Source organism: Mongoliibacter ruber (assembly GCF_003003005.1).
GTDB classification, from domain to species: domain Bacteria; phylum Bacteroidota; class Bacteroidia; order Cytophagales; family Cyclobacteriaceae; genus Mongoliibacter; species Mongoliibacter ruber.
Genome location: NZ_PVTR01000006.1, coordinates 38,730 through 62,244 on the forward strand (window position 1 = coordinate 38,730; position 23,515 = coordinate 62,244).

Annotated in this window: 24 protein-coding genes; 13 read left to right on the top strand and 11 right to left on the bottom strand. The window is 38.3% G+C overall.

What is annotated here, in order from left to right:
* Positions 1–163 precede the first annotated feature (163 nt).
* The 3 genes from CLW00_RS10810 to CLW00_RS10820 all read right to left on the bottom strand — a co-directional run bounded on the left by CLW00_RS10810 (position 164) and on the right by CLW00_RS10820 (position 3,686).
* Complete coding sequence (locus tag CLW00_RS10810) at positions 164–793, bottom strand: response regulator (protein ID WP_106133710.1); 630 nt, start codon at positions 791–793, stop codon at positions 164–166.
* A 409-nt stretch (positions 794–1,202) separates the two neighbouring features.
* Positions 1,203–3,218: a tetratricopeptide repeat-containing sensor histidine kinase gene (locus CLW00_RS10815; RefSeq protein WP_106133711.1), complete on the bottom strand. Its 2,016-nt coding sequence runs from the start codon at positions 3,216–3,218 to the stop codon at positions 1,203–1,205.
* A 6-nt stretch (positions 3,219–3,224) separates the two neighbouring features.
* Complete coding sequence (locus CLW00_RS10820; RefSeq protein ID WP_106133712.1) at positions 3,225–3,686, bottom strand: YybH family protein; 462 nt, start codon at positions 3,684–3,686, stop codon at positions 3,225–3,227.
* 607 nt (positions 3,687–4,293) lie between these two features.
* Here CLW00_RS10820 and CLW00_RS10825 point away from each other — a divergent pair.
* Positions 4,294–4,650: a hypothetical protein gene (locus CLW00_RS10825; protein ID WP_106133713.1), complete on the top strand. Its 357-nt coding sequence runs from the start codon at positions 4,294–4,296 to the stop codon at positions 4,648–4,650.
* Positions 4,651–4,737: 87 nt separating this feature from the next.
* Here CLW00_RS10825 and CLW00_RS10830 read toward each other — a convergent pair whose 3' ends face one another.
* The gene (locus CLW00_RS10830; RefSeq protein WP_106133714.1) at positions 4,738–6,243 is read right to left on the bottom strand and encodes a S10 family peptidase; all 1,506 of its coding nucleotides are present in this window, start codon (positions 6,241–6,243) and stop codon (positions 4,738–4,740) included.
* 229 nt (positions 6,244–6,472) lie between these two features.
* Between CLW00_RS10830 and CLW00_RS10835 the strand changes: the two genes are divergently transcribed.
* From CLW00_RS10835 to CLW00_RS10845, 3 genes are all read left to right on the top strand, one after another.
* On the top strand, positions 6,473–6,823 hold the full coding sequence (locus tag CLW00_RS10835) for a single-stranded DNA-binding protein (protein ID WP_106133715.1): 351 nt from the start codon (positions 6,473–6,475) through the stop codon (positions 6,821–6,823).
* A 378-nt stretch (positions 6,824–7,201) separates the two neighbouring features.
* Entirely contained in the window at positions 7,202–8,176 is a 975-nt protein-coding gene (pfkA, locus tag CLW00_RS10840) for a 6-phosphofructokinase (RefSeq protein WP_106133716.1), read from the top strand.
* Between the two features lie 4 nt (positions 8,177–8,180).
* Entirely contained in the window at positions 8,181–8,558 is a 378-nt protein-coding gene (locus CLW00_RS10845) for a hypothetical protein (RefSeq protein ID WP_106133717.1), read from the top strand.
* Between the two features lie 6 nt (positions 8,559–8,564).
* On the opposite strand, the gene miaA is transcribed toward CLW00_RS10845, so the two are convergent.
* Positions 8,565–9,482 carry a tRNA (adenosine(37)-N6)-dimethylallyltransferase MiaA gene (gene miaA, locus CLW00_RS10850; RefSeq protein ID WP_106133718.1) on the bottom strand — a complete coding sequence of 306 codons (918 nt, stop codon included), beginning with the start codon at positions 9,480–9,482 and terminating at the stop codon, positions 8,565–8,567.
* A gap of 51 nt (positions 9,483–9,533) precedes the next feature.
* Here miaA and CLW00_RS10855 point away from each other — a divergent pair, with 51 nt between their 5' ends.
* The 5 genes from CLW00_RS10855 to CLW00_RS10875 are packed head-to-tail and all read left to right on the top strand — an operon-like array spanning position 9,534 to position 13,280.
* A complete protein-coding gene (locus CLW00_RS10855) occupies positions 9,534–10,286 on the top strand; it encodes a response regulator (RefSeq protein ID WP_106133719.1) in 753 nt (250 codons plus the stop codon).
* Entirely contained in the window at positions 10,283–10,660 is a 378-nt protein-coding gene (locus tag CLW00_RS10860) for a response regulator (RefSeq protein WP_106133720.1), read from the top strand. The genes CLW00_RS10855 and CLW00_RS10860 overlap by 4 nt, the downstream gene beginning before the upstream one ends.
* Before the next feature lie 12 nt (positions 10,661–10,672).
* Positions 10,673–10,951, top strand: coding sequence for a hypothetical protein (locus CLW00_RS10865; protein ID WP_106133721.1), 279 nt, complete (start codon positions 10,673–10,675; stop codon positions 10,949–10,951).
* A complete protein-coding gene (locus CLW00_RS10870) occupies positions 10,948–11,712 on the top strand; it encodes an MBL fold metallo-hydrolase (protein ID WP_106133722.1) in 765 nt (254 codons plus the stop codon). Before CLW00_RS10865 ends, CLW00_RS10870 begins: the two co-directional genes overlap by 4 nt.
* Complete coding sequence (locus tag CLW00_RS10875) at positions 11,712–13,280, top strand: NFACT RNA binding domain-containing protein (protein WP_106133723.1); 1,569 nt, start codon at positions 11,712–11,714, stop codon at positions 13,278–13,280. Before CLW00_RS10870 ends, CLW00_RS10875 begins: the two co-directional genes overlap by 1 nt.
* A gap of 3 nt (positions 13,281–13,283) precedes the next feature.
* Here the strand turns inward: CLW00_RS10875 and CLW00_RS10880 are convergent, their stop codons facing one another.
* From CLW00_RS10880 to CLW00_RS10910, 6 genes are all read right to left on the bottom strand, one after another.
* Positions 13,284–13,649, bottom strand: coding sequence for a hypothetical protein (locus CLW00_RS10880; protein ID WP_106133724.1), 366 nt, complete (start codon positions 13,647–13,649; stop codon positions 13,284–13,286).
* 5 nt (positions 13,650–13,654) lie between these two features.
* A complete protein-coding gene (locus tag CLW00_RS10885; protein WP_106133725.1) occupies positions 13,655–14,425 on the bottom strand; it encodes a LytR/AlgR family response regulator transcription factor in 771 nt (256 codons plus the stop codon).
* Positions 14,376–15,428 carry a sensor histidine kinase gene (locus CLW00_RS10890; protein WP_106133726.1) on the bottom strand — a complete coding sequence of 351 codons (1,053 nt, stop codon included), beginning with the start codon at positions 15,426–15,428 and terminating at the stop codon, positions 14,376–14,378. Before CLW00_RS10890 ends, CLW00_RS10885 begins: the two co-directional genes overlap by 50 nt.
* Positions 15,429–15,552: 124 nt before the next feature.
* Entirely contained in the window at positions 15,553–16,998 is a 1,446-nt protein-coding gene (locus CLW00_RS10895; protein WP_106133727.1) for a fasciclin domain-containing protein, read from the bottom strand.
* Positions 16,999–17,343: 345 nt separating this feature from the next.
* Positions 17,344–18,774 (bottom strand): pyruvate kinase, encoded by a 1,431-nt coding sequence (pyk, locus tag CLW00_RS10905; protein WP_106133729.1) that lies wholly within the window; start codon positions 18,772–18,774, stop codon positions 17,344–17,346.
* A gap of 13 nt (positions 18,775–18,787) precedes the next feature.
* The gene (locus CLW00_RS10910; protein WP_106133730.1) at positions 18,788–19,216 is read right to left on the bottom strand and encodes an IPExxxVDY family protein; all 429 of its coding nucleotides are present in this window, start codon (positions 19,214–19,216) and stop codon (positions 18,788–18,790) included.
* A 152-nt stretch (positions 19,217–19,368) separates the two neighbouring features.
* On the opposite strand from CLW00_RS10910, the gene CLW00_RS10915 reads away from it, so the two are divergent.
* Genes CLW00_RS10915 through nadE form a run of 4 tightly spaced genes read left to right on the top strand, consistent with a single transcriptional unit; the run spans position 19,369 to position 23,515 of the window.
* On the top strand, positions 19,369–19,605 hold the full coding sequence (locus tag CLW00_RS10915; protein WP_008629501.1) for an acyl carrier protein: 237 nt from the start codon (positions 19,369–19,371) through the stop codon (positions 19,603–19,605).
* A gap of 21 nt (positions 19,606–19,626) precedes the next feature.
* Positions 19,627–20,880, top strand: a complete 1,254-nt coding sequence (gene fabF / locus CLW00_RS10920) for a beta-ketoacyl-ACP synthase II (protein WP_106133731.1) — start codon at positions 19,627–19,629, stop codon at positions 20,878–20,880.
* Position 20,881: 1 nt separating this feature from the next.
* The gene (gene rnc, locus CLW00_RS10925) at positions 20,882–21,622 is read left to right on the top strand and encodes a ribonuclease III (RefSeq protein WP_245917262.1); all 741 of its coding nucleotides are present in this window, start codon (positions 20,882–20,884) and stop codon (positions 21,620–21,622) included.
* 45 nt (positions 21,623–21,667) lie between these two features.
* Positions 21,668–23,515 carry an NAD(+) synthase gene (gene nadE, locus CLW00_RS10930; RefSeq protein ID WP_106133733.1) on the top strand — a complete coding sequence of 616 codons (1,848 nt, stop codon included), beginning with the start codon at positions 21,668–21,670 and terminating at the stop codon, positions 23,513–23,515.

Consider the following 23,515-nt stretch of genomic DNA (forward strand, 5'->3'; position numbering starts at 1 on the left):
GCTACTCTTCAAACTTCGAGGTCACAAAAAGACTTCAAAGGTTTGCAGTACCCGACCTTTGGGGTTTCCAAAACCCCGAAGGTCTTATTTAATAAAAATCAACCTTTAGCATTTTGTGTTTCCCGATAAAAACCGTCGAGGTCAAAAAAGACCTCAAAAGTCTTTAAACCAACCCTTCATTAATCGCCTTAGAAACTGCCTCTGTTTGGCAATGTACCTGAAGCTTTTCGTAAATATGCTTGATGTGGGTACGGACGGTATCAATACTGATTTTGCAGTCGGCAGCGATCAGTTTGAAACTATTCCCTTTGCTCAGTGAAAGCAAGACATCCTTTTCTCTCTCTGTAAGCCCATAATTCACCACTTGAGAGGTCCTTTGCATAGATTGAATGACCAACTTGGCCACAGTTGGTGACATAGGTGCTCCACCTTCCAATAACTCCTCAACTGCGGAAAACAGGCGGGTAGAAATGAATTTTTTCAGTAAATACCCGGAAGCCCCAGCTTTGATAGCATTCAGGATATTTTCAGAATCATCAAAAACAGTAAGTATCAAAATCAAAGTCGATGGGTATAGTTGCTTGACAATCTTTGTCGCTTCAATACCTGATCTTCCCGGCATTTCAATATCCATCAAGATCAAATCAGGCATATGGGCCTTCACATCTTCCTCCACATCATTGGCGTGTCCAAATGCTCCCAACAATTCCATATCTTCATTCAGTTTCACCAAACTGACGATGCTTTCCTTTAATAGATCGTTATCTTCGTATAATAAAACCTTAGTAGACATGTTTTCTTTCCTTTAAATGGAAAAATACCTGTGATGAACTAAATGGAAATATGTTTCCCGATGTGAAATTAAATATGCTTTGCCACGTGAGGCAGGTTAGTGAAATGTAAAGAAAATAGGCCAAAGGCGCAGAGTTATTGGTATCTATGGAATGTGTGAAATTGTATTCTACACTTTAGTCACTTTGTTCCTACCCAATTAAAATTGGATTTGCACCCTATTCCCGTCATATTTCACACGGTATATTTCTATCTTTTCTCTACCACTGATCAGCATTATTTCAACTATATTTCTATACTATTTCTACCTTATTTCACGAAGTATATTTCGACCATAATTCCTCTTAATTACAATTTGATGGAACAACCACTAAATATCCTCATTTACATTTTAAAAATAAATCCCCCAATCATGTGATAGGTGCTCTAAGTTGAATTGATGTCCCAGAATTGGGTAAGCTATGAATGATCATGTTACCCCCCAACATTTCAGCTCTTTGGTGCATATTGAAGAGGCCGTTGCCTTTTTTGATTGTATTCATATCAAAGCCTTTTCCATCATCCTTGATGAACAAAACCAATTCTCCATTAACGACTTCGAGTCTAATCTGAAGATGCTTACTTTCAGCATATTTGGCGGCATTGTTTACTGCTTCTTTAAAAATCAGAAATATGCTTCTTCTCCTTTCAGGATCCAATTTCACTTCGGAGGCCCTTTCTGTGATATCAAAAGAATATGCGATTTCTTTGGGTTCTAGAATCTCACCTGCAAACTCCTGCATCTTGTTGAGCAGTTGATCTACATTGTCATTGTTGGGATGAATCGACCACACAATATCTCCCAATTTATCCATCATTGATGCTGTTTGGGTATTGATTTTGGTAAAGATTGTTTTGTTAGAAGCGTCTTCTTTCTGCAATGCCATCTGAGACAAAATCTGAATACTCGATAGGGTGCTTCCCAAATCATCATGCAAATCCCTTGCAATAGAGTTCCTGAGCTTTTCTACTTCCAAAAGTCTTTTGGTTCGCCCTATTACCCTGAATTTATTAACCAAAACTCCCGCAATCAAAATCAAAAAAACAAAAACCGCAATAATTAAATTTTGATTGGCTTTACGTTTTGCCAATTCAGCCTTATCCAATTCTTTTTCTGCCTTGAGTAAGCTGATTTCATTCTCTTTGATGTCCAAGGCAAATTTCGACTCCAACTCTTTGAGTTGAGTTTGCAATCCTCCTATGCCCAATGAGTCTCTGTGTGCAAATTCATTGGTTTGCGCTTCCAATGCTTCCTGAAATTTACCCTGGGCTTGGTAGTATTCTTTAAGATTTTTGTAAGCAGTGATGGCATTGCTATGGTTTTTTTGACCAGTGGCCACTGAAGTAGCAGCCAGAAGACTTTGGTAGGCTTCTTCTTGCTGATTAAGAATACTTTGTAATTTCCCCATATCAGCCAAAATCACAGCATCATGTTTATCTATTCCAGCTTCTTTTAATAAATCTTTAGCTTTTTGAAAACACTGTAATGAAAGGCTGTATTCTTTCAATTTTTCATAATTCTTACCCAGATTGATCAAGTTCAGCCCTATATTTTCTTTCAAACCGAGTTCTTCATTGATCACCATAGCCTCGGATAAATAGGTTATTGCATCTTCAAATGCTCCTTTATCAGTAAAAACAGTTCCTAAATTCCCGAAAATAACTGCCTCTCCTCTCCTATCACCTGAGAGTTTTCTATACTCCAGAGATTTCAAATAATTTTTTTCAGATTTCTCATAGTCTTTCAAGCTGTAAAACAGATTACCAAGACTGTTATAGACAAAAGCCAGCCCTACCTTATTCTTAGTCTTTTCAAAAATCTCCAAAGCTTTATAACTGGATTCCATTCTTGATTTCTGATCGTCCATGCCACTGTAGAGGTTGGCCATATTGAGATGCAGTCCAGCTACATTGTCCAAACCAATTATATCGGGATCAAGTGCTGCGGCTTTTTGGTAATTAATCAAGGCTTCTGCATGATTGCCAATTCTGTTATAGTGAATGCCCAGACCGTTGTGGTAATTGTAAGCAAACTTCTGATCATCAGGCCTAGCAGTCAAGTATGTCTCAGCCAATCCAAAATAATAACCAACACTATCCACATTACCCACTGCGGAGTAGTTACCACCCAGCCTGATTGCTGCCTGTCCTTTTACCCTATCAAAAGAAGGATCTTCTCTCATTCCCAAGAGATTTCGGTAGGTCTTGATGGACATTTTCAGGTCAGACCTTTCCAGGTTTACCCCCATGCTAAAAAGTGCATTCGCATGTGTAGTATCAAAATTATTTTGTGAAATTATCTGCTGCAGGCTATCTAATAGTGCGGTCTGGGCAGCCCCTCCACCGACAATAAAAATGAAACATGAAATCAGTACCCACTTTTTCATAAAGATTTATGGAATTTGATTAAAAATCAATGTTTTAATTTTCCAGGCTCCACTTTCATCTTTTCCCCAGTGAACCAATGTTCTTGCTCTATATTGCCAAGCTTCTCCTGTTTTTGGCAGCCAGTCCACTTCAAATTGTCCATACTCCACCATGAGCTCACCATGTTGTTCCACATAATGGCTTTTATGCCTGTATTTACTTTCTTGATTGCTTTCAAAAAGTTCCCTGTAAAAAATCTCTATTGCCTTTTTACCAATATTTTCAGGAAGCTCAGGGGGTACATTTAACCCATCTTCCAAATAAAAATCAGCGCAGGCTTCAGCATCCATGTTCTCCCAAGCATAGGTGAAATCTTCCCAAAGATCAGTTACAATTATCTCTTTTATTCGATCCTGAGCATGACTTGAATGTAGTATTACAAACAATCCTAAAAACAACATTGCTGAAAAAGAATCAAGAAATTTCATGGCATTGAAATTTTGAACCTATCGAATATAGCATAATTCACTGTGATATCATGTACTTGTATCAAAATAAAATTTCTTAAAAATAAGATATCCAGAAATTTATTTATACAATTAACTATATCAGCTTTCATCCCAGTAGAATAAACCATTGATTTCGAAACAACATCAATAAATAACTTGGATCTATTAGTCTCTGTTTAACCACTAACCCTTGTTCAATTGATTTGTGGCATTGTCACAGGTGGTCATATACTCTTTTATAAGGATTTATCATTAGTCAGATTCTCATCACAATGATTATCTAAGATAACTTTCATTCTATCATGAAAATATTGAATAAACTACCCTTTTGATAGGGAACTTAAAAATAAGATTTTAAAAAAATGGGGAAAAAACCTGTGTCAACCTCACCCCATACCGTTGACTTTTAATCAAAAAATTTGGTTGAAATCAAACAATGAAAACTCAAAATGTGCTTTAAAACAGTTTAAATATACTTTTATGATTTTAGGCACCATTGCTGGTTTATAGTGTTCAGATCAAACGGGGTGGTCGATTCTCCCTGTTCAAATTCAAATAAATACTATTAACTAAACCAATTACAATTATGAAAACCAAATTATTTCTTCCAGGAATTCTCGTTTTAGGTCTTGCAGCTGCCCCTATGGTAGCGATATCAAGCCCTGTTAATGCAACAGCTATCGAAACAAGTTTCGATCAGGAAAGACAAGAGAAACAAGACAAAGACAAAGTTAAAATTGAAAAAGACAAACTGCCTCAGCGGGTACAGGATGCTATCAAAAATGATAGACAGACCGGTGAAGCTACAATCAAGGAAGCTTGGCAAATGACGGGTGATGATGGTCAAGTATATTATGCCATCAAATTCGATCATAACGGCAACGAAATGTCCAAAAAATATGATGCTATGGGCAAAGAAAAGAAAGATAAAAAAGACGATTAATCTTATTTGAACCACTAACAACAAAGCACCGGCAAATTGCCGGTGCTTTTCTTTTTGCTAATTATTCAGATCAGTATTCTAAAAATTTTACTTGCTTGTGTCCTTTATAAAATCTGCAAGGTCCTTTTTGAATTTCACTAAAGAAGGCATGTGGGTGTAAAACATGTGGCCAGCTTCATAATATGTCATGATGATGTTGTCTCTGATTTCTGGTCTAAGGTTCATTTGGTCAACAGTGTGCTCAACACCATAAAACACAGTTGCCAAGTCATAATAACCATTCATCATCAACACCTTGAGATTTGGATCTTTATTCATTGCATCAGCCATATCTATTGCTGTATTGATGGAAATCTGAGTTCCCCATCCTTCATTTCCCCTATGTGACCAATCCCATTTAAACCCTGGAGAAGCATATGCAGAAGTTTTGTAAGTGAGGTCTTTACTTACTCCCAAGTCTCTGTGGAAATAATCAAGAAAACCGGCTGTATAAGCAGGTGAAATAGCATCACTTTGTGGATCTGTGATAGAGAACTGGTTCTGAGGCATGGGGTTGATCCCTTTAAATCTCGAGTCAAGTCTACCCACTGTCATACCTTCTTCTCGCAACAACTCATTGAAAAACTCATTCGCCCTCATTCTAAGGTTATTTCTCTTCCAAATGTCAGATGAAATCCCCGTGTATTTTTCCATCTTTGAAGCAATCGCACCCTTTTCTGAATCAGTCAGTCTACCACCTTTAAATAAGGCTGGCATATATTCTTCTTCGGTAAACTTCCTTACTTCATCTACAAATCCCTCTAGATCTTCACCCTTATTACTCAATTTATCATGATACCAAGCTGTGGCAGCATAAGAAGGGAAGTGGACTAAATAAGATGTGCTTTCCTGAACTGGGAATGCCAAAGACCTGATATCAAATACGGAAGAAACCATAACTACACCATTAAGTGCATATCCTTTGTCCAAAAGATACTTCATCACACCTGCATTCCTGAGTGTACCATAACTCTCCCCTAAAATATATTTAGGTGACTGTAAACGGTCATATTCTTTCAAAAACTGCATGATAAACAAGCTTGTTGACCTTATATCCTGATCCACACCCCAAAAATCTTTTCCTTCAGCATCCCCTACTTGCTTACTTAAGCCCGTACCTATAGGGTCCATCATCACCACATCGGCAATATCCAAAATAGAGTGTTCATTGTTTACCAATTCATAAGGAGCGGCAGGAGTATATCCAGGATCTTCAACTTTAATTCTTTTAGGCCCCATTACACCCATATGTAGCCAATAAGAGGAGGAGCCAGGCCCACCATTGTATGCAAAAATGATTGGCCTTTTGGAAGGTCCATCTTCTTTGAAATATGCAGTGAAGCCATGTAAGGCGATAGGTTTATTATTTTCATCTCTCAACAGCATGGTGCCAGCACGGGTCTTGAGACTATGTGTCGTTCCACCTACTGTGACAGATTGGGTAGAGGTAAAAACCTGTGCTTCAGGAATCTCCTTGGAAGAAGCCTTTTCCTGGGCATAGGAAATTGATATCCCCAGAAATAGCATTAGTACAAATAAGTTGAGTTTTCTCATATAGCGTTGATAAGTTTAATTTGAAATCTCAATCTACGTAATAATACACAAAAGGGGAACAAATGACTCTGCTTCTACAAAAGTGGCATTTTGGCCCATTTAGCTGGATTAATCGGATATAAACGGATATATCCGATTAAGCTTGGGACTTTTTTAAAAAGTCTTTGGAAATTTAAAACAAGCTTTAAAAGAAGCGAGGTTTTATTTTCAATTAACACTTAAAAAAATCATGAGCAGTATGAGAAATAGGGTACAGCTGATCGGGAGATTGGGTACCAAACCAGAGGTTAAGGAATTTGATGGTGGCAAAATCAAGGCTACTTTCAGGATGGCAACCAAGGATTTCTACAAAAATCAAAAAGGAGAAACTGTAGAAGAAACGACATGGCACAATGTGGTGGCATGGGATAAATCGGCAGAAACAATTCAGAAATATACCGACAAAGGTTCGGAGATAGCTGTGGATGGGAAAATTTCCAATCGGTCTTGGGAAGATAAGGATGGGAATAAGAAATACATGACCGAAATTGTTGCTGACTCTGTAATGCTTCTTGGCGAAAGAGTAGCCAAAATGGCTTGATAGTATCCAAGGCCGTCAGTATTTTTTAATAAACTGAAACCCTTGAAACCCTCAACTGACGGCCTTACCTTTTTAAATTAAAGAATATGATTATCTGCAATCATGCCACTAATCAATTAAACGAGGGTTTTTTGGCAAAGGGATACTAATAGACATTGGATATTTATCGATATTGGTTCGGAATCACAGGTTAATTCTATTATTTAGATTCTACTGGTATGAAAGCGGATATACATATTAAAGAAATATGAAAAACCTCTTACAAGCACTCCAAGCCACTATTTTTTTATACCTCCAAATTCTCCCTAAAGAAATTAGACTTTCTTGCCATTTGCTTCCAATAATGAGTATTTTTGGGGCTGAAAAAGCCTATTAACCATGAAAAAAATAGCTGTTTTAACTTCCGGCGGAGATGCTCCAGGAATGAACGCATGTATAAGGGCAGTGGTGAGAACTGCCATTTTTAAAGACATCGAAATCTACGGTATCAGCTACGGATACGAGGGTATGATGAAAGGTCAAATCAAAAGAATGCATTCCTACTCTGTGAGTAATATTATCCAGAGAGGTGGAACGATGTTGAAATCTGCAAGAAGTGATGAATTCAGGACCAAAGAAGGTAGAAAAAAAGCCTATGATCAATTGACTAACCTTGGTATTGAAGGTCTGATTGTAATTGGCGGAGATGGAACATTCACTGGTGCCAAAGTGTTTTTTGAAGAATTTGGTATACCTACAGTAGGTTGTCCAGGTACTATTGACAATGATATCTATGGCACTGATTACACTATTGGCTTTGACACTGCTGTAAATACTGCATTAGAAGCTATAGATAAAATCAGGGATACTGCAGCGGCACATGACAGGATATTTTTTGTGGAAGTGATGGGAAGGGATTCTGGATACATTGCCTTAGAATGCGGTATTGGAGGTGGAGCTGAGTTTGTGATGATTCCCGAGACGGCAACTGATCTCAAGCAAGTCACCAAATCGCTTAAGAACTTAAGGAAATCGAAGTCTTCTTCTATCATTGTAGTGGCAGAAGGAGATGAAGAAGGTGGGGCAGATGAAATCATGGAAAAAGTAAAAACCAAAATCAACGACCCCGAAAAAGAATTTAAAGTAACAACCTTGGGCCACATTCAAAGAGGTGGAAATCCTACTGCCAGAGATAGGGTATTGGCATCTAGATGTGGAATGGCAGCAGTGGAGGGTATTCTTTCTGGCGAAAAAAACTGCATGGCAGGCATCGTCAATGGAGAAGTCACCTACACTTCTTTCGAAGACTGTATCACCAAAACCAAGAATTTGAAGGATGATCACCTTAAGTTGATCGAAATACTAAGCATCTAATTTTATGGGCTTCATACCAATCATAGCAACACTAAGTGCTGCCATTATTCTCTTCTTTTTGACGGTAAATATCAGTCTTAACTCTAAAAAAGAGAAAATCATAAACCTCCAGAAGGAAATTCTGGAGGCTTTGAAAAAACTCGGTTTGTTGGAAAGCGAATTTGATGAGAATCAGATGAGTCAGCTCCTGCAACTTAGAACCATTTTCAACAATGCAAAAGTTAAATTAGAGAAAGAAAAGACTGATGAATTTGTCCATTCCGTGCAGAACCCATACCGTAGCCTTAAGCTCGTACTCTTGCAATACAACAATACTATCAGTAAGAAACCCTACAGCTTTGTGGCAAAACTGATGGGACATCAAGAAATCAAATTAAGATAATCCGTATCAAGCTATTGTCGTCAGCTCTTTGATATAACTTTCTATGTCATGAAGGTCGTCTGGATGGAACCACTTATATTCCTGATCCCTTCTGAACCATGTGAGCTGTCTCTTGGCATACCTTCTAGAATTCCTCTTGAGAAGTCGAACTGCTTCTTCTTTGTCATATTCACCTTCCAAAAACCCAAAAATCTCGCTATACCCTACAGTCTGCAGCGCGTTTAGGTGACGGAAAGGAAACAATGATTCAGCCTCCTCAAATAAGCCTTTGGCTATCATTTGATCCATTCTCAAGTCAATTCTTTCATATAGTTCTTCGCGATTTCTTTCAAGACCAATCTTAATGATCTGAAAGGGCCTACTGACTTTTTTCTTTTGTCTAAAGGCACTATAAGTTTGACCTGTTCCCCTGCACACTTCCAAGGCCCTCATCAGTCTTTGGGGATTTTTTTGATCAACTATTTCAAAATATTGTGGATCATGCAGTTTCACCTGATCTTGCAGGTACTTTAATCCATTCTTTTGATATTCCAAAATAATGGAAGCCCTTATATCTGGAGCAATATCAGGCATGTCATCCAATCCATTACAAACCACATCTACATACAAACCAGATCCTCCGGTTAAAATAACAGTATCATTAACATGGAAAATTTGATCCAATAGCCTCAAGACATCATTTTCGTATTCTTTTACGTCATATTGGTCTTGAATTGATTTGAAATCAACCAAGTGGTGAACTGCTCTTGACATTTCCTCCCGAGAAGGCTTTGCCGTACCTAATTCTGTTTCTTGATAAAACTGCCTACTGTCTGCTGAAATGATCTCTGTATTGAGGCGCTTCGCCAACTGTATACAAAGTTCCGTTTTACCTACTCCGGTCGGACCGGCTATTACGATTAAATATTTATTTCCCTTCTCCAAACCAATTTTTGCTTCGTACTTACTATACTTGTCAAAAGTATTACAAAACGCATGAAAAATAAAAAGGTATTGATTGTGGACGATAATGCACTCAATAGGCGAGTGTTTGAAAACATAATCGGTCAAATGTACCTCTACGAGTCCGCGGAAAATGGTCGAAGTGCTATAGAAAAGCTAAAGGAAAGCACCTTTGATTTGATTTTGATGGATATTCAGATGCCTTTGATCGATGGAATCAATACATTGAAAACCATAGTTTCAGATCAACTCTCCAATGCCCCAGTAGTGGCGGTATCAGCATTTGCCAGCAACACTGACAGAGACTACTTCCTTTCTACTGGTTTTGATGATTTCATTCCAAAGCCGGTAAAACCAAAAATACTGCTCGAAACCATTCATAGACTGGTTCATAAAAATGAACCTATTCAACAAGATGAACCATCTAATTGGGAAAATTTTGAAATTATCGACTTAAAAGTTATCAATCAGTTGATGAAATATAATAATGCTGAAAACATCAAACTTGTATATGAGGATTTTTTTGACGAGTCCGAAAGGCTGCTTTCTGATATAGAAAGACTAATAAGATCAGAAAATTTCTCAGAAATAGGTGGCAAACTCCATATATTAAAGGGTAATTCAGGTACCTTAGGAGCCTTGCAGATGTATAAATTCTCAGAGTCATTTGAAAAAAACATAAAAAAAAGCAATTTTGACACTACCTTTAAGGAGTATTTATATTTACGCAAGCTTTACACCTCCTTTAAGAATCATTTTCAATCAAATCAATTATTTTATCAATGACACAGTCAAAAAAAGTGCTTGTAGCAGAAGATAGTTCAGTAATAATCAATCTAACTAAAAATGTTTTGATGTTCGAGAAATACGAAATCAAAGCCGTGAAAAATGGCCTGCAAGTATTGGAGTCAATTGAAAAGGAACACTTTGACCTTATATTGATGGATATCAACATGCCGGTAATGGACGGAATTGAGTGTACCAAGGCAATCCGTCAGCTAGAAAACAAAGAAAAAGCTTCTATTCCTATCGTTGCCATCACTGGGAATTACAAAAATTATACTTTGGATGATTTCAAAAAAGCAGGCTTGAATGATTACGTTCAAAAACCACTTGACTATGACTTATTATTGGCGACAGTAAAGAAACATCTATCCTAGAATACAGTTTATATGGTGATTAAGTATTCCAAAAGTTTTCTCGATAAGCTCGAAAATATTTTCGCTGCCTCAGATTACATTTTGCGATACGAAAAAGGAAATTTCAAATCAGGTTACTGCGTTCTCAAGGATTCCAGAATAGTCATCATCAATAAGTACTATACCCTGGATGGAAAAATCAACACCCTAGTGGATATCATCAAAGAGATAGGGTTCAATCCCAAGGACTTTGAGGACAAAAAGATTCAAGACTTGATATCAGAATTACAGCAAACAGAACTAAAACTTTGAGAGTTACATTTTTAGGTACAGGCACTTCACAGGGAGTACCGGTAATCGGATGCGATTGTACGGTCTGTAGCTCGTTAGATTTCAGAGATAAAAGAACCCGCACTTCGATTTTTATAGAAACAGGAGATATAAATATTGCTGTTGATACTGGCCCCGATTTTAGGATTCAAATACTCAGAGAAAGAATAAAAAAACTTGATGCAATTCTGTACACCCACGAACACAAAGACCATACTGCGGGGATGGATGATATCAGACCATTTAATTTTTCTCAAAAAAAAGACATGCCAATTTATGGCACTAAAAAAGTATTGGCTCAGATTAAGAGAGAATTTGCTTATGTCTTTGAAGAAGTCAAATACCCTGGAGTCCCTTCTGTAATTCCGTTTGAAATAGAAAATAAGGCCTTCGAAGTGGAAGGAATTCACATAATGCCTATCAAGGTGATGCATTACAGGCTTCCTGTTTTTGGCTTTAGAATTGCTGATTTCACTTATATCACAGATGCAAAGACAATAGACCCTGAGGAATTAGATAAAATTAGAGGCAGTAAAGTCCTTGTGGTAAACGCCCTTCAAAAAACACATCATATTTCACATTTCACCTTGGATGAAGCCATTGAACTTGTTGAAGAAATTAAACCAGAAATGGCTTATTTCACCCATATCAGTCACAAACTAGGAACACAGCATGAGATTGAAAAACAACTACCAGCCAATATCCGACTTGCATATGATGGCCTGAAAATCGATATTATCTGATGCATTTAAACTACCATTTTTTAAAATTCTTATGTCCTGCCTTAAAGCAATCTCTTTTAGGCAAAAAAATCCATGAATGCTTTTCCCAGAACAAAGATGAACTGGTCATCGGATGCAGTGACAGTCAAAACCAAATATACATTAGAGCAAACCTTCTTCCGGTAATTTCAGCTTTATCATTTCCGGAAGATTTCAAAAGAAGTAAGCGCAACACCATCTCACTTTTTCCAAACATCATTGATCAGGAGATCACAGATGTGGAGGTTTTCAAAAATGAAAGGGCTTTTTCAGTCTCTCTACAAAATGGTATTCGACTGGTTTTCAAACTTCACGGCACGAGAAGCAACGTCTTGATATATGAAGAAGGAAAAAGTCTACCAATTCTACTGTTTAGAAATGAATTGAAAGATGATAAAAACATTCATTTTGAAGACCTGAATGTTGAGTTAGACTTAAGCCATGAAAAATTTGTTGAATTGGAGGGAAATGCTTCCAAATTCATCCCAACTTTGGGGAAGATCCCAAGAAATTGGCTCAAGTCTCAAGGATATATTGAGGCCGATTTGTCAAAAAAGTGGGGTTTACTGCAAGATCTTTTGGACTTAATGGATTCTCCTTTGTATAGCATCATCAAAGAGACTAATGAATACCATCTAAGCCTACTTCCAGAACAAGTAGCCATTTACCAATCAGCAGACCCAATAGCTGCCTGTAATGAGCTTTTTAGGTACAAGGTAATCATTCAATCATTCGAAAAAGAAAAAAAACAGTGGCAAAGGACTTTTGAAGACCAGAGAAAAAAAGCCCTGGCTTACATAAAAAAGACTGGTTCCAAACTTCATGAAATAGAACATGAGACTTCGCCTTCGCAAGTTGCTGACATAATCATGGCCAACCTCCACCAAATCACTCCTGGGACGGAGGAAATTAGCCTTTTCAACTTTTATGCAAACAAGGATGAAACTTTCAGATTGAAAAAAAACATCAGCCCTCAAAAATTCGCAGAAACTCTTTATAGAAAATCTAAAAACAGGAAAAAAGAGCTACAACACCTGCAAGAAAATCTTGAACTGAAGGAAAAGCAACTTGCTCAAACCGAAAAATGGTTGGCAGAAGTTGATTCATTTAGCCAGTTTAGAGAGCTGAAGCATTTTTTGAAAGAAAATCACCTGATCAAACAACAAAAAGACAAAGAGGAGCAAGTTCCTTTCAAACGTTTTGAAATTGATGGGTTTGAAATTTTGGTAGGAAAGTCAGCAAAAGCAAACGATGAGCTTTTGCGGTATTTTGCATGGAAAGATGACCTGTGGCTTCATGCCAAAGACGTATCAGGTTCCCATGTACTTATCAAGTATAGGTCAGGCATCAATTTTCCAAAAACTGTCATTGAGAGGGCCGCAGAATTTGCAGCATATTATTCCAAAAACAAAAATGAAACTTTGGCAGCGGTAATGTATACGCCATCAAAGTACGTACGGAAGGTAAAAGGAAGTGCTCCAGGTGCAGTAATGGTTGACAAAGAAAGTGTAATCATGGTACCTCCAAGAGGGCCTCAAGAAGAAGATTAAGGATTAATTTTGATAATTCTGTCTCCTCGGAGGGCCTAGGCTTATCTTGTTAAAACCTCTCACCAAGACAACTGTACCGGCAATCCCAATAGCTCCACCTGTGTAGAGCAAAGCTTCTCCAAGTTCAGGCCTAGTACCCAAAAGTTGACCTCCAATAATCGTTACCGTATAGCCCAATGTAGCTACAAGAATCCCACTTTTAAGCTGTCGCTGAGAATTGTAAAGGTTCAAGTTGATATCGTAAACTTCCTTTTCCAATAAAAGCACGGTCTTTTCAAGGCTATCAATTCGAGAAGGTTCTACTTGCTGTGCCCAAGAATAAATATGCCCTATTAGGATAAAAATGATAACTAAGTAATATTTTTTCATTCTAATTATTGATTGATCCAATTTTTAAACTCATTGACTCTTTCCCTTGCCACAACTATTTTAGTATCACTTACAGCTGTCATTGACAACAATAACCTCCCATTGATATAAGGCTTCATTTCAACAAGTCCATCCAAATGGATAATTGTAGACCTATTGATCCGGTGAAACTTCATAGGATCCAACATTCCCTCTTCCAATTCTTGAAGACTGTGGTCAATTAGGTACTTTTTTGATCCCTCTTTTTCTACCAAATAGGTAACTCCTCCTTCAGAGTAAAAGTAAGAAATCTCTTCGACAGGTATAAATTTAACTCGCTTCCCTATTTTACTCAAAAACCGTTTTTTATAAGGTTTCACTTGATAATTGTGTAGCATTTGCTCAAAAAACTCAGAGTTCATTTGAGGTTGTACTTGAGAACCATTAAGGCTTTCCAGCTTTTCAAAGGATTGAATCATTCTTTTTTCATCAATTGGCTTTAATATATAGTCTACACAATTGTGTTCAAAAGACCGAAGTGCATACTCATCATATGCTGTGATAAAAATAATGGGGAAACTAGGGTTGGTATCTTTGAAAGCTTTAAAACTTAAACCATCTGCAAGATGTATATCACAAAGCATCAGGTCGATTTTCTGTTCTTTTTTGAAAAATGTCTGGAGTTCTCTTACACTTTGTGCTCTAAAGGCAATCTCCCATGCAGGCCTATGCTGTTGTATGATTCTTTCAATTCTCTTGAGAGCTAATGGTTCGTCTTCTATTATTGCTGTCCTCATAAGTTTTGATTAGTGGCAATTCAACTTCAAAATAGTCTGCTTTTGCAGTAATATGAATACTACTTCCTAAAAACTTATATCTATCAGATATGTTTCGAAGCCCGATCCCTGTGGAGTCTTCCACAACTTCCTTTGCTTGGATTTTATTGGTAATCTTAATCTTGTTGCAGTCAGATTTTATCTCAACCTCCAAAGGTTCTGAAATTGTAAAATAATTGTGTTTAACGACGTTTTCGACCAATAATTGCAAAACGGCAGGTGGAAGAAAAGCACTTTTACAAGACTCATCCACATCCATTTTGAAGGTCAGAGAATCTTCAAATCTGATGATTAATAAATCTAAATAATTTTTTAAAAATTCCAGTTCTTCCTTCAAACTTACCAGTTCCTTGTCCTTATTGCTCAGGATATACCTATAAATCACAGAGAGCTTTTGTAGGTAAGCATCCGCCGCATTTACATCTTCGTGGATCAAGGCGGACAGTGCGCTCAAGTTATTGAAGAAAAAATGAGGGTTGATCTGAGAATTGAGGGATTCCAGTTTTGCTGCCATATTCAGGGTATGCAACTTTTCGGCTTCTACAGCTTTTTCCTTCAGTTTTCTACTGAAAAAGTAAATGGCATTGACACAGTTTAGGAAAAGATTAATCCTAAAAGCAAATCCTGTAGTGAGCAAAAGATTGGGCCAAGAGTAACTGAATGGTTCGCCGAATAAAAGTCCTGTTGAAAATACCGACAATAGGCTGATAGCACTGACAGCTATTAGACTGGAAAAAAATTGAACCAGTAAAGGGTGGTATTTGTCAAACCTGGAAGCCAGATATTTTTCAATGGCCCAATTGGCAAACCAAACTGCATAACATAAGATGAGAATGATATAAAATAACCTACTTGATTCAAGTTCCGCTTGGTATAACCTGTCTCCTTCAAGTATTTGGATATTCAAAAATGAATAAGTCGCAAGCAGGGCTGGGAATACAGATTTGAAGCGGTGGTTAAACATTTGAAAATGCTTTAAGGTAATTTTATAAACGTAGTAAAAATGTGAATCAGATTGAGTAGAAATTAAAAAAGTCCGGTAAATAAAAAGGTGAAGGAGTTACCTTCACCTTTTTATAATATTAAGATTAATCCAAATCTGGAAGTAAAACGCCATCAATGACATGTACTACTCCGTTTTCTACCACTACATCGGCAGCCACTACTGAGTAGGTGTTTCCTGCAGCGTCAGTCACCGTAACATCGGCACCGGATCTTGTAACTGTCAAGTTCTCGCCAGCCAATGTAGGTACTTCATTATCGCCTTCAGCTAGATCAAAGGAAAAAGCTACAGCTGGCACTACATGGAATTGTAATACTTTAGTCACAGCTTCAGCTCCTAGTTCTTCTATCAAAGCCTCAAGAGAGCTCAACTCTAAAGCTTCAAGTAAGTCTGCAAATGCATCGTTGGTTGGTGCAAATACTGTTACATCTTCAGCTGTCAACAATGCCTCGTCCAAATTAGCTGCTAATACCGCCTCTATTAAGATGGTCAAATCAGCTGCAATTGCCGCTTCAACAATATTAGGTATATCCAATTCCGGAAGAAGTACACCGTCAATCACATGTACAACACCATTTTCTATCGCTACGTCTGCGGCTATAACATTAACTGTATTTCCAGCTGCGTCCGTTACCGTTACACCGTCATTACCCGCATTTACTGTTAATTCTTGACCACTTAAGGTTGGGAATACGTTGGTTGCTTCTAAGTCAGATGAAAAAGCTACAGCAGGTACAACGTGGAATCCAAGAACTGTTTCTAAATTCTCAATCCCCCCAATTCTTGCGACCAATTGATTTAAATCTTCTGCGTTGAACGCTTCAAGTGCATCTGCAAAAGCATCATCACTAGGAGCAAAAACCGTGATGGCATCTGCACCAAGCAAAGCATCAGCCAACCCATCGACTGCCGTTACCGCTGCCAACAAAGTATTCAATCCGGCTTCCGTAGCAGCATCTACCAAATTTGGAGCTGGACCATCTTCCATTTCTAATTCAGGTAACAATACCCTATCAATCACATGAACTACGCCGTTGGCAATCTCTACATCGGCTGTTACTACATTGGCAGATGCACCAGTAGCATCTACTACTGTCACGTTACCGCCACTTACATTGACATCTATAGATTGTCCAGCTAGAGTGGTGAAGGTGTTAGATGCCGCAAGATCAGTAGAAAAAGCTACCGCTGGTACTACATGAAAGCCTAAAACAGTTTCAAGGTTTTCAGCACCGCCTAATCTGTCGACCAATTCATTTAAGTTACTTGCTTCAAAAGCTTCCAATGCATTTTCAAAAGCGCCATTGGTAGGAGCAAAAACTGTAATTGCTTCTGCATTCAACAAAGCAGGAGCCAAACCTGGAACAGCTTGAACCGCCGCAACCAAAGTAGTTAATCCAGCTTCGTTTGCCGCCTCTACTAAATTAGGTGCATCTGGTTCTTGCATTGGTGGTTGATCATCTTCATCATTACAGGCTACAATCGCAAAAAAGAATGCGCCTAAAAACAGAAATCGAAATAATTTTTCCATAGTTGATTATGTTTAGTTTAATGTATAAACATGTATTTCCTTAAAAGGATATCCATATTTTTTGAACTGTGGTTTCAAAAAGCTGAACTGTTGAATTGTAAGGTTGAATTGTCACCTTCAGAGTATCTTCCAAACCCAAACCATGCCAAAGTCCGCTTGATTTAGGAATACCTCCCTCATTTACAGGCCTATGTTTCGTTTCCGATTGACTCCAAATAAAAAAAGCTGCCCTTTGAAAAAAAAGACAGCTTTTATAAAATAAATACTTTGTGCTCAAAAACTAGGGATCATAAGAAATTGAGATTTCAAATTGAAATAACCTTAAAACCCCTTTCAGTTAGGGCCTTATTCTACTTCGTGGATTTTCAACATATTGGTTCTACCTTTTGCTTTCAATGGCATACTCGCTGTATTGATGATCATGTCACCTTTTTTGACATACCCATCTTTTTTCAATTGATCTTGGATATCCATAAAAGTCGCATCTGTAGAAACGTTGCTTTTATAATAATATGTCCTGACACCCCAAACAAGACTGAGTTGATTCATCAGCTTTTTGTTCCTTGTAAATACGATCAGATTTGCCAAAGGCCTAAAAGATGCCAATCTCAAAGCTGTCATTCCTGAACTGGTAATTCCAACCAAAGCTTTGGCCTTTACATTTCTTGACAATCTAGCTGCCATGAGGGTAAGGTTTTTGGAATAAAAGTTTTTATCGTCCTCAGGTATTTTGTATAGGTGATGAAATACATCCGAATTCGTCTCACAATAATTGATAATACTGCTCATTGCTTTGACAGAATTGACTGGGAATTGTCCAGAGGCAGTTTCAGCTGACAACATTACTGCATCAGCTCCATCTAATACAGCGGTTGCTACATCGTTGGTTTCAGCCCTTGTAGGTCTTGGGTGAGTGGTCATACTTTCCAGCATTTGGGTAGCAATGATTACCGGCTTGCATGCCAACTTACATTTCTGAACCATTTTCTTTTGCCAGAGCGGCACCGTTTCCATAGGAACTTCCACACCCAAGTCACCACGTGCTACCATAATAGCATCTGTAGCCTCAATGATTTCATCTATGTTTAGAAGTGCTTCCGGCTTTTCGATTTTGGCAACAATTTTACAGTCTTTGCCAGCTGCCTGAATTCTTTCCCTAAGGTCAATGATATCATCTGCAGTTCTTACAAATGAAAGAGCAATCCAGTCCACATCCTGCTCTAAACCAAAAGCTAAATCTTCAATGTCCTTTTCAGTAAGAGAAGGGGCTGATACTTTAGTGTTTGGAAGGTTGATACCTTTTCTTGATTTTAAGACTCCACCATGGATGACTACGCATCTTACATTCTTGCCGTCTGTATTGTTGACTGCAAGTTCGATGTTACCATCATCAATAAGGATTCTATCTCCCCCTTTTACATCATTGGGGAGATTTTGGTAAACTGTACTGACCAACTCAGCATTCCCGACCACAGGGTCATTTGTAATAGTGATCTTTTGGCCTGCTTTGATCAGGACACCTCCACCTTCCATTTCACCTACACGGATTTTTGGTCCTTGCAAATCCTGAAGAATTCCCAATTTTAGGTCTTTCTCTTCATTTAACTGTCTTATCATTTTGATCACCTCAGCATGGATACTGTGATCTCCATGCGAAAAATTAAGCCTAAATACATTTGCTCCTGCAGAAGCAAGACTTGCCAAAGTATCTGGGTTATTGGAAGCTGGGCCTATTGTTGCTAAAATTTTTGTTTTGTTGTAAAGTGCAATACTCATATTTAATTCGGAATTAATAGGTTAGTAGATTTTCTTTCGATTTAATTTTTGAAATGTCTAATTTGACTACATTTTGAATGAGTTTTATCTGACTTAGGCGCTCAATATACGCAATTATATCCAATTGGAATGTCTGATCCTGCAGTAGCAGGAAGTAGTCCATAATTTTAAGCTCGGGTACCAAATAGGCTCCATTCGAAAGAGGAGAGAGGGATTTATTTTTTAAAAGCTGCACAAATCCATGCTCCTTATCTTCCATATATCTGGAAATTTCCATTTTTGGACTACCTATAAAATCAAGGACAAAATCATCACTTTTGACCAACTTCATATCCATATACTTATTCAGCAACCAAGCCATTTTATAGTCCTTGTGAGGAGCCACAAGCCCCAAAAGTTCAAAATCATAATGGTGTTCGACTACAAGCTTAATTTTCTTCATTAAGGGAAGAATTTAGAAAAAACAAAGTTAGAAATATTCCCTCAACTTCCTTGATCAGATTGCACAAGTTGAATTTACTTCTCCCATTTTCTTGGCAATAAGGTTTTAAATATATTTCTTTGCGAAGTGTTTTAAATTAAACTGTTCAAAAAATGTCTGAAATAGCACAAAAAGTAAAAGCCATTATCGTTGATAAATTAGGCGTTGAAGAATCTGAGGTTACTCCAGAGGCAAGTTTCACCAACGATCTTGGTGCTGACTCTCTAGATACCGTAGAGCTCATCATGGAATTCGAAAAAGAATTCAACATTTCTATTCCGGATGATCAAGCAGAGCAAATTGGCACTGTAGGTCAAGCTATCAGTTATCTGGAAGCAAACGTTAAATAATAAATCACTTATAATTCATTTATGAATTTAAGAAGAGTTGTAGTAACAGGTTTAGGTGCCCTTACACCAATTGGTAATACCGTTGATGAGTTTTGGAACGGTCTATCAAATGGTGTGAGCGGTGCTGCGCCTATTACTAGATTCGATGCCTCCCTTTTCAAGACACAATTTGCCTGTGAGGTCAAGGGTCTGAATGTAGACCAGTTTATTGACAGAAAAGAGGCGAGAAAAATGGATCTTTTTACCCAAATGGGTTTGATTGCCGCTGATCAGGCAATTGTAGATGCAGGATTAGACTTAGAAAAAATCAATCTTCACAGAGCTGGTGTTATCATGGGTTCTGGAATAGGCGGTCTACGCTCCTTCCAGGATGAAGTTACGGATTTTGTCAAAGGTGATGGAACCCCAAGGTTCAATCCCTTCTTTATCCCAAAGATGATTGCAGATATCTGTGCAGGTTTTATTTCAATAAAATATGGCTTCAGAGGCCCCAATTTTGTAACTGTATCAGCTTGCGCTTCCGCTACTAATGCAATTATTGATGCTTTCAACTATATTAGGTTGGGTAAGGCTGATATTTTCGTAACAGGTGGAACAGAAGCAACTGTTACAGAAGCCGGAGTTGGTGGTTTTAATGCGCTTAAAGCATTATCCCAAAGAAACGATTCCCCTACTACGGCATCAAGACCGTTTGACAAAGACAGAGATGGCTTTGTTCTTGGTGAGGGAGCGGGTTGTCTTATCCTTGAGGATTACGATCATGCAAAAGCGCGGGGAGCCAAAATATACGCTGAAATAGTCGGTGGTGGAATGACAGCTGATGCTTATCATATCACAGCTCCGCATCCTGATGGTGAAGGCGCTACAAATGTAATGCTACTTGCATTGGAAGATGCGGGAATGAAGCCTGAAGATATTGACTATGTCAATGTCCATGGAACTTCCACTCCTCTCGGTGATGTCAGCGAAGTCAAAGCCATCCAAAAAGTATTTGGAGAACATGCTTATAATATCAATATAAGCAGTACGAAATCTATGACGGGTCACCTACTTGGCGCTGCGGGCGCTGTCGAAGCCATTGCTTCCATACTCGCCATTCAGCATAGCCTTGTCCCTCCTACCATCAATCACTTTACTGATGATGAAGGTTTTGATTCCAGATTGAATTTGACATTCAATAAAGCTCAAAAGAGAGATGTCGCGGCTGCGCTAAGTAATACATTTGGATTTGGTGGACACAATGCCTCCATCATTTTCAAAAAAATCAGTGAGTAAATTGAAACTTTCCAGATTACTCCGATTACAGGCTGTATTTTATAACAAAAAAGAAAAAAGGCTTGCTGCCTCCATAAAACATATGGTAGGGAGCAAGCCTTTCAATTTGAATTTATATAAACTTACTCTGAAACATGCGTCTATTTCGGAGGAAAGTATCAACGGCTTAAAAATCTCCAATGAAAGACTGGAATACCTTGGCGATGCAGTATTGGGGGCAGTTGTAGCTGAATTTCTCTTCATGAAATTCCCTTTTCGTGATGAGGGTTTCCTGACCGAAACCAGGTCTAGAATGGTCAATAGAGAAGCGCTCAACCAAATTGCCATCAAGATTGGTCTAGCCAAAATAATACAGAATGAGTATACAGGTAAAAATCTGAATGCCCATAAATCAATATTTGGTGATACTCTCGAGGCTCTTGTTGGTGCAGTATATTTGGATAGAGGCTATATTTTTTGTAAAAAATTCATTCTGAAGCGCATCATCATTCATTTTGATGTAGATGATATCATCAGTACCACCACCAATTTCAAGAGTAAAATTATAGAGTGGTCTCAAAAAGAGAACAAAGAAGTTGACTTCAAGATGATTTCTGTCAATGGAAACCAAAGATTCAAGGAGTTTTTGGTGGCATTGTATGTAGACGGCGAATCTTTGGCAGAAGGTAAAGGAGCCACCAAGAAGAAGGCAGAGCAAGAAGCCGCTAAAAATGCCTGTGAAAAACTTAATATCGCCATCTAGAACACTATCTTTGATTTTGGTGTTTTTTTGTTTTCTAAAGATTTTATGTCAAGTATAAAAATTGCCTGTGCCACCCTCAACCAAACCCCGTTGGATTGGAAGGGTAATCTCGAACACATCAAAACAGCTATCAAAGAAGCGCAACTAGAAAAAGCGGACTTGATTTGCTTCCCCGAATTAGCCATTACGGGGTATGGAAGTGAAGACCTCTTTTTGAGTTACTGGTTTCCCCAAAAAGCTGTAAAACAACTTCAAAAGCTCCTTCCCTTTTGCGGTGACATCACTGTTGCTGTAGGACTTCCCATTAGAATTCAAGAAAAGGTTTACAATTGCGTCGCTATCATCGAAAATCATGAATTGAAAGGCTTTGTTGCCAAACAGTTTATGGCTATTGATGGTGTGCATTATGAATTCAGGTGGTTTACCCCTTGGGAAGCCAACAAGACAACTTCATTTGATTTCTTTGGAAAAGACATACCGCTTGGTGATATCATTTTTGAGAAAAATGGATTCCGCTATGGGTTTGAGATTTGTGAAGATGCATGGCGTGGGGATGTTAGACCCGGATATAGACTGAAAGACCGGGGGGTCCACATGATTTTCAACCCTTCTGCAAGTCATTTTGCAATGGGCAAAACAAAACAGCGTGAAGAACTTGTCAGGAAAAGTTCCCAGCTTTTCAACGCCACATATTTCTATATCAATTTGCTTGGAAATGAAGCCGGGAGGATGATTTTTGATGGGGAGATAATGGTGGCAGACAAAGGCAAATTACTACTCAAAAATGAATTACTTTCGTTCAAGGACCATCAGGTTCAGTATTTTGAACTTGGCGATGCTGCAAAAGGACTCGCTGAAATCAAAAGTGAATCAAATAAAAACGAAGAGTTTGTACAAGCTGCTTCATTGGGTCTTTATGACTATTTAAGAAAAAGTAAAAGTAAAGGCTTTGTACTTTCTTTGAGTGGTGGGGCTGATTCCTCCACTGTAGCGATTTTGGTCGCCGAGATGGTAAGAAGAGGTATCGCCGAATTAGGTGTTTCTGTTTTTCTCAATAAATTAGGCTCTTCTTACATCCCTCAGTCGGAAAATTCAGAAAAAGAAATCGTCGGACAACTGTTGACTACTGCCTATCAAGCATCTGACAATTCCTCTTTCGCTACCTTTCAATCGGCAAAAAACCTGGCTGAGAGTATAGGGGCACAATTCAAGCACTGGGAAATCGGCGATGAAGTGAAAGGTTACACAGAAAAAATAGAAAAGGCAATCGGCCGCAGGTTGACTTGGAAAACTGATGATATTGCGCTTCAAAATATTCAGGCCAGGGCACGTTCTCCGATCATTTGGATGCTTGCCAATATCAATCAGGCCTTGTTGCTAAGCACTTCCAATAGAAGTGAGGGTGATGTAGGCTACACCACCATGGACGGAGATACCAGTGGCAGCATTTCACCAATTGCAGCAGTGGATAAATATTTCATCATAAAGTGGCTGAAATGGGCAGAAAAATCGCTGGGCTACCCAGGCCTAGAAAAAGTAAATGGCCTGCAACCAACAGCCGAATTACGTCCTTCTGACAATCAGCAAACTGATGAAAAGGACTTAATGCCATATGCTATAATCGTAGAAATTGAGAGACTGGCTATAAGAGACAGGCGTTCACCTTTGGATGTTTTCCTGATTCTCAATGAGGAATTGGAAATTGAAAGTGGTACGCTCAAGGATTACATTAAGAAATTCTTCCGGCTTTGGTCCAGAAATCAGTGGAAACGTGAGCGCTTGGCTCCTTCATTTCACCTCGATGAATTCAATGTGGACCCCAAGACATGGTATAGGTTCCCTATTCTTTCAGGAGGATACGAAGAAGAGTTAAAAGAATTGGATAATTATTAA

Excerpts from the sequence above, each read along its gene's own strand:
- CLW00_RS10895 (WP_106133727.1), bottom strand. The coding sequence starts at position 16,998 with ATGGAAAAATTATTTCGATTTCTGTTTTTAGGCGCATTCTTTTTTGCG.
- CLW00_RS10885 (WP_106133725.1), bottom strand. The coding sequence starts at position 14,425 with ATGAGGACAGCAATAATAGAAGACGAACCATTAGCTCTCAAGAGAATT.
- pfkA (WP_106133716.1), top strand. The coding sequence starts at position 7,202 with ATGAAAAAAATAGCTGTTTTAACTTCCGGCGGAGATGCTCCAGGAATG.
- pyk (WP_106133729.1), bottom strand. The coding sequence starts at position 18,774 with ATGAGTATTGCACTTTACAACAAAACAAAAATTTTAGCAACAATAGGC.
- CLW00_RS10845 (WP_106133717.1), top strand. The coding sequence starts at position 8,181 with ATGGGCTTCATACCAATCATAGCAACACTAAGTGCTGCCATTATTCTC.
- CLW00_RS10830 (WP_106133714.1), bottom strand. The coding sequence starts at position 6,243 with ATGAGAAAACTCAACTTATTTGTACTAATGCTATTTCTGGGGATATCA.
- CLW00_RS10915 (WP_008629501.1), top strand. The coding sequence starts at position 19,369 with ATGTCTGAAATAGCACAAAAAGTAAAAGCCATTATCGTTGATAAATTA.
- CLW00_RS10810 (WP_106133710.1), bottom strand. The coding sequence starts at position 793 with ATGTCTACTAAGGTTTTATTATACGAAGATAACGATCTATTAAAGGAA.
- CLW00_RS10815 (WP_106133711.1), bottom strand. The coding sequence starts at position 3,218 with ATGAAAAAGTGGGTACTGATTTCATGTTTCATTTTTATTGTCGGTGGA.
- CLW00_RS10875 (WP_106133723.1), top strand. The coding sequence starts at position 11,712 with ATGCATTTAAACTACCATTTTTTAAAATTCTTATGTCCTGCCTTAAAG.
- CLW00_RS10855 (WP_106133719.1), top strand. The coding sequence starts at position 9,534 with ATGAAAAATAAAAAGGTATTGATTGTGGACGATAATGCACTCAATAGG.
- CLW00_RS10835 (WP_106133715.1), top strand. The coding sequence starts at position 6,473 with ATGAGCAGTATGAGAAATAGGGTACAGCTGATCGGGAGATTGGGTACC.
- CLW00_RS10880 (WP_106133724.1), bottom strand. The coding sequence starts at position 13,649 with ATGAAAAAATATTACTTAGTTATCATTTTTATCCTAATAGGGCATATT.
- fabF (WP_106133731.1), top strand. The coding sequence starts at position 19,627 with ATGAATTTAAGAAGAGTTGTAGTAACAGGTTTAGGTGCCCTTACACCA.
- CLW00_RS10825 (WP_106133713.1), top strand. The coding sequence starts at position 4,294 with ATGAAAACCAAATTATTTCTTCCAGGAATTCTCGTTTTAGGTCTTGCA.
- CLW00_RS10890 (WP_106133726.1), bottom strand. The coding sequence starts at position 15,428 with ATGTTTAACCACCGCTTCAAATCTGTATTCCCAGCCCTGCTTGCGACT.
- CLW00_RS10820 (WP_106133712.1), bottom strand. The coding sequence starts at position 3,686 with ATGAAATTTCTTGATTCTTTTTCAGCAATGTTGTTTTTAGGATTGTTT.
- CLW00_RS10865 (WP_106133721.1), top strand. The coding sequence starts at position 10,673 with ATGGTGATTAAGTATTCCAAAAGTTTTCTCGATAAGCTCGAAAATATT.
- CLW00_RS10860 (WP_106133720.1), top strand. The coding sequence starts at position 10,283 with ATGACACAGTCAAAAAAAGTGCTTGTAGCAGAAGATAGTTCAGTAATA.
- nadE (WP_106133733.1), top strand. The coding sequence starts at position 21,668 with ATGTCAAGTATAAAAATTGCCTGTGCCACCCTCAACCAAACCCCGTTG.
- CLW00_RS10910 (WP_106133730.1), bottom strand. The coding sequence starts at position 19,216 with ATGAAGAAAATTAAGCTTGTAGTCGAACACCATTATGATTTTGAACTT.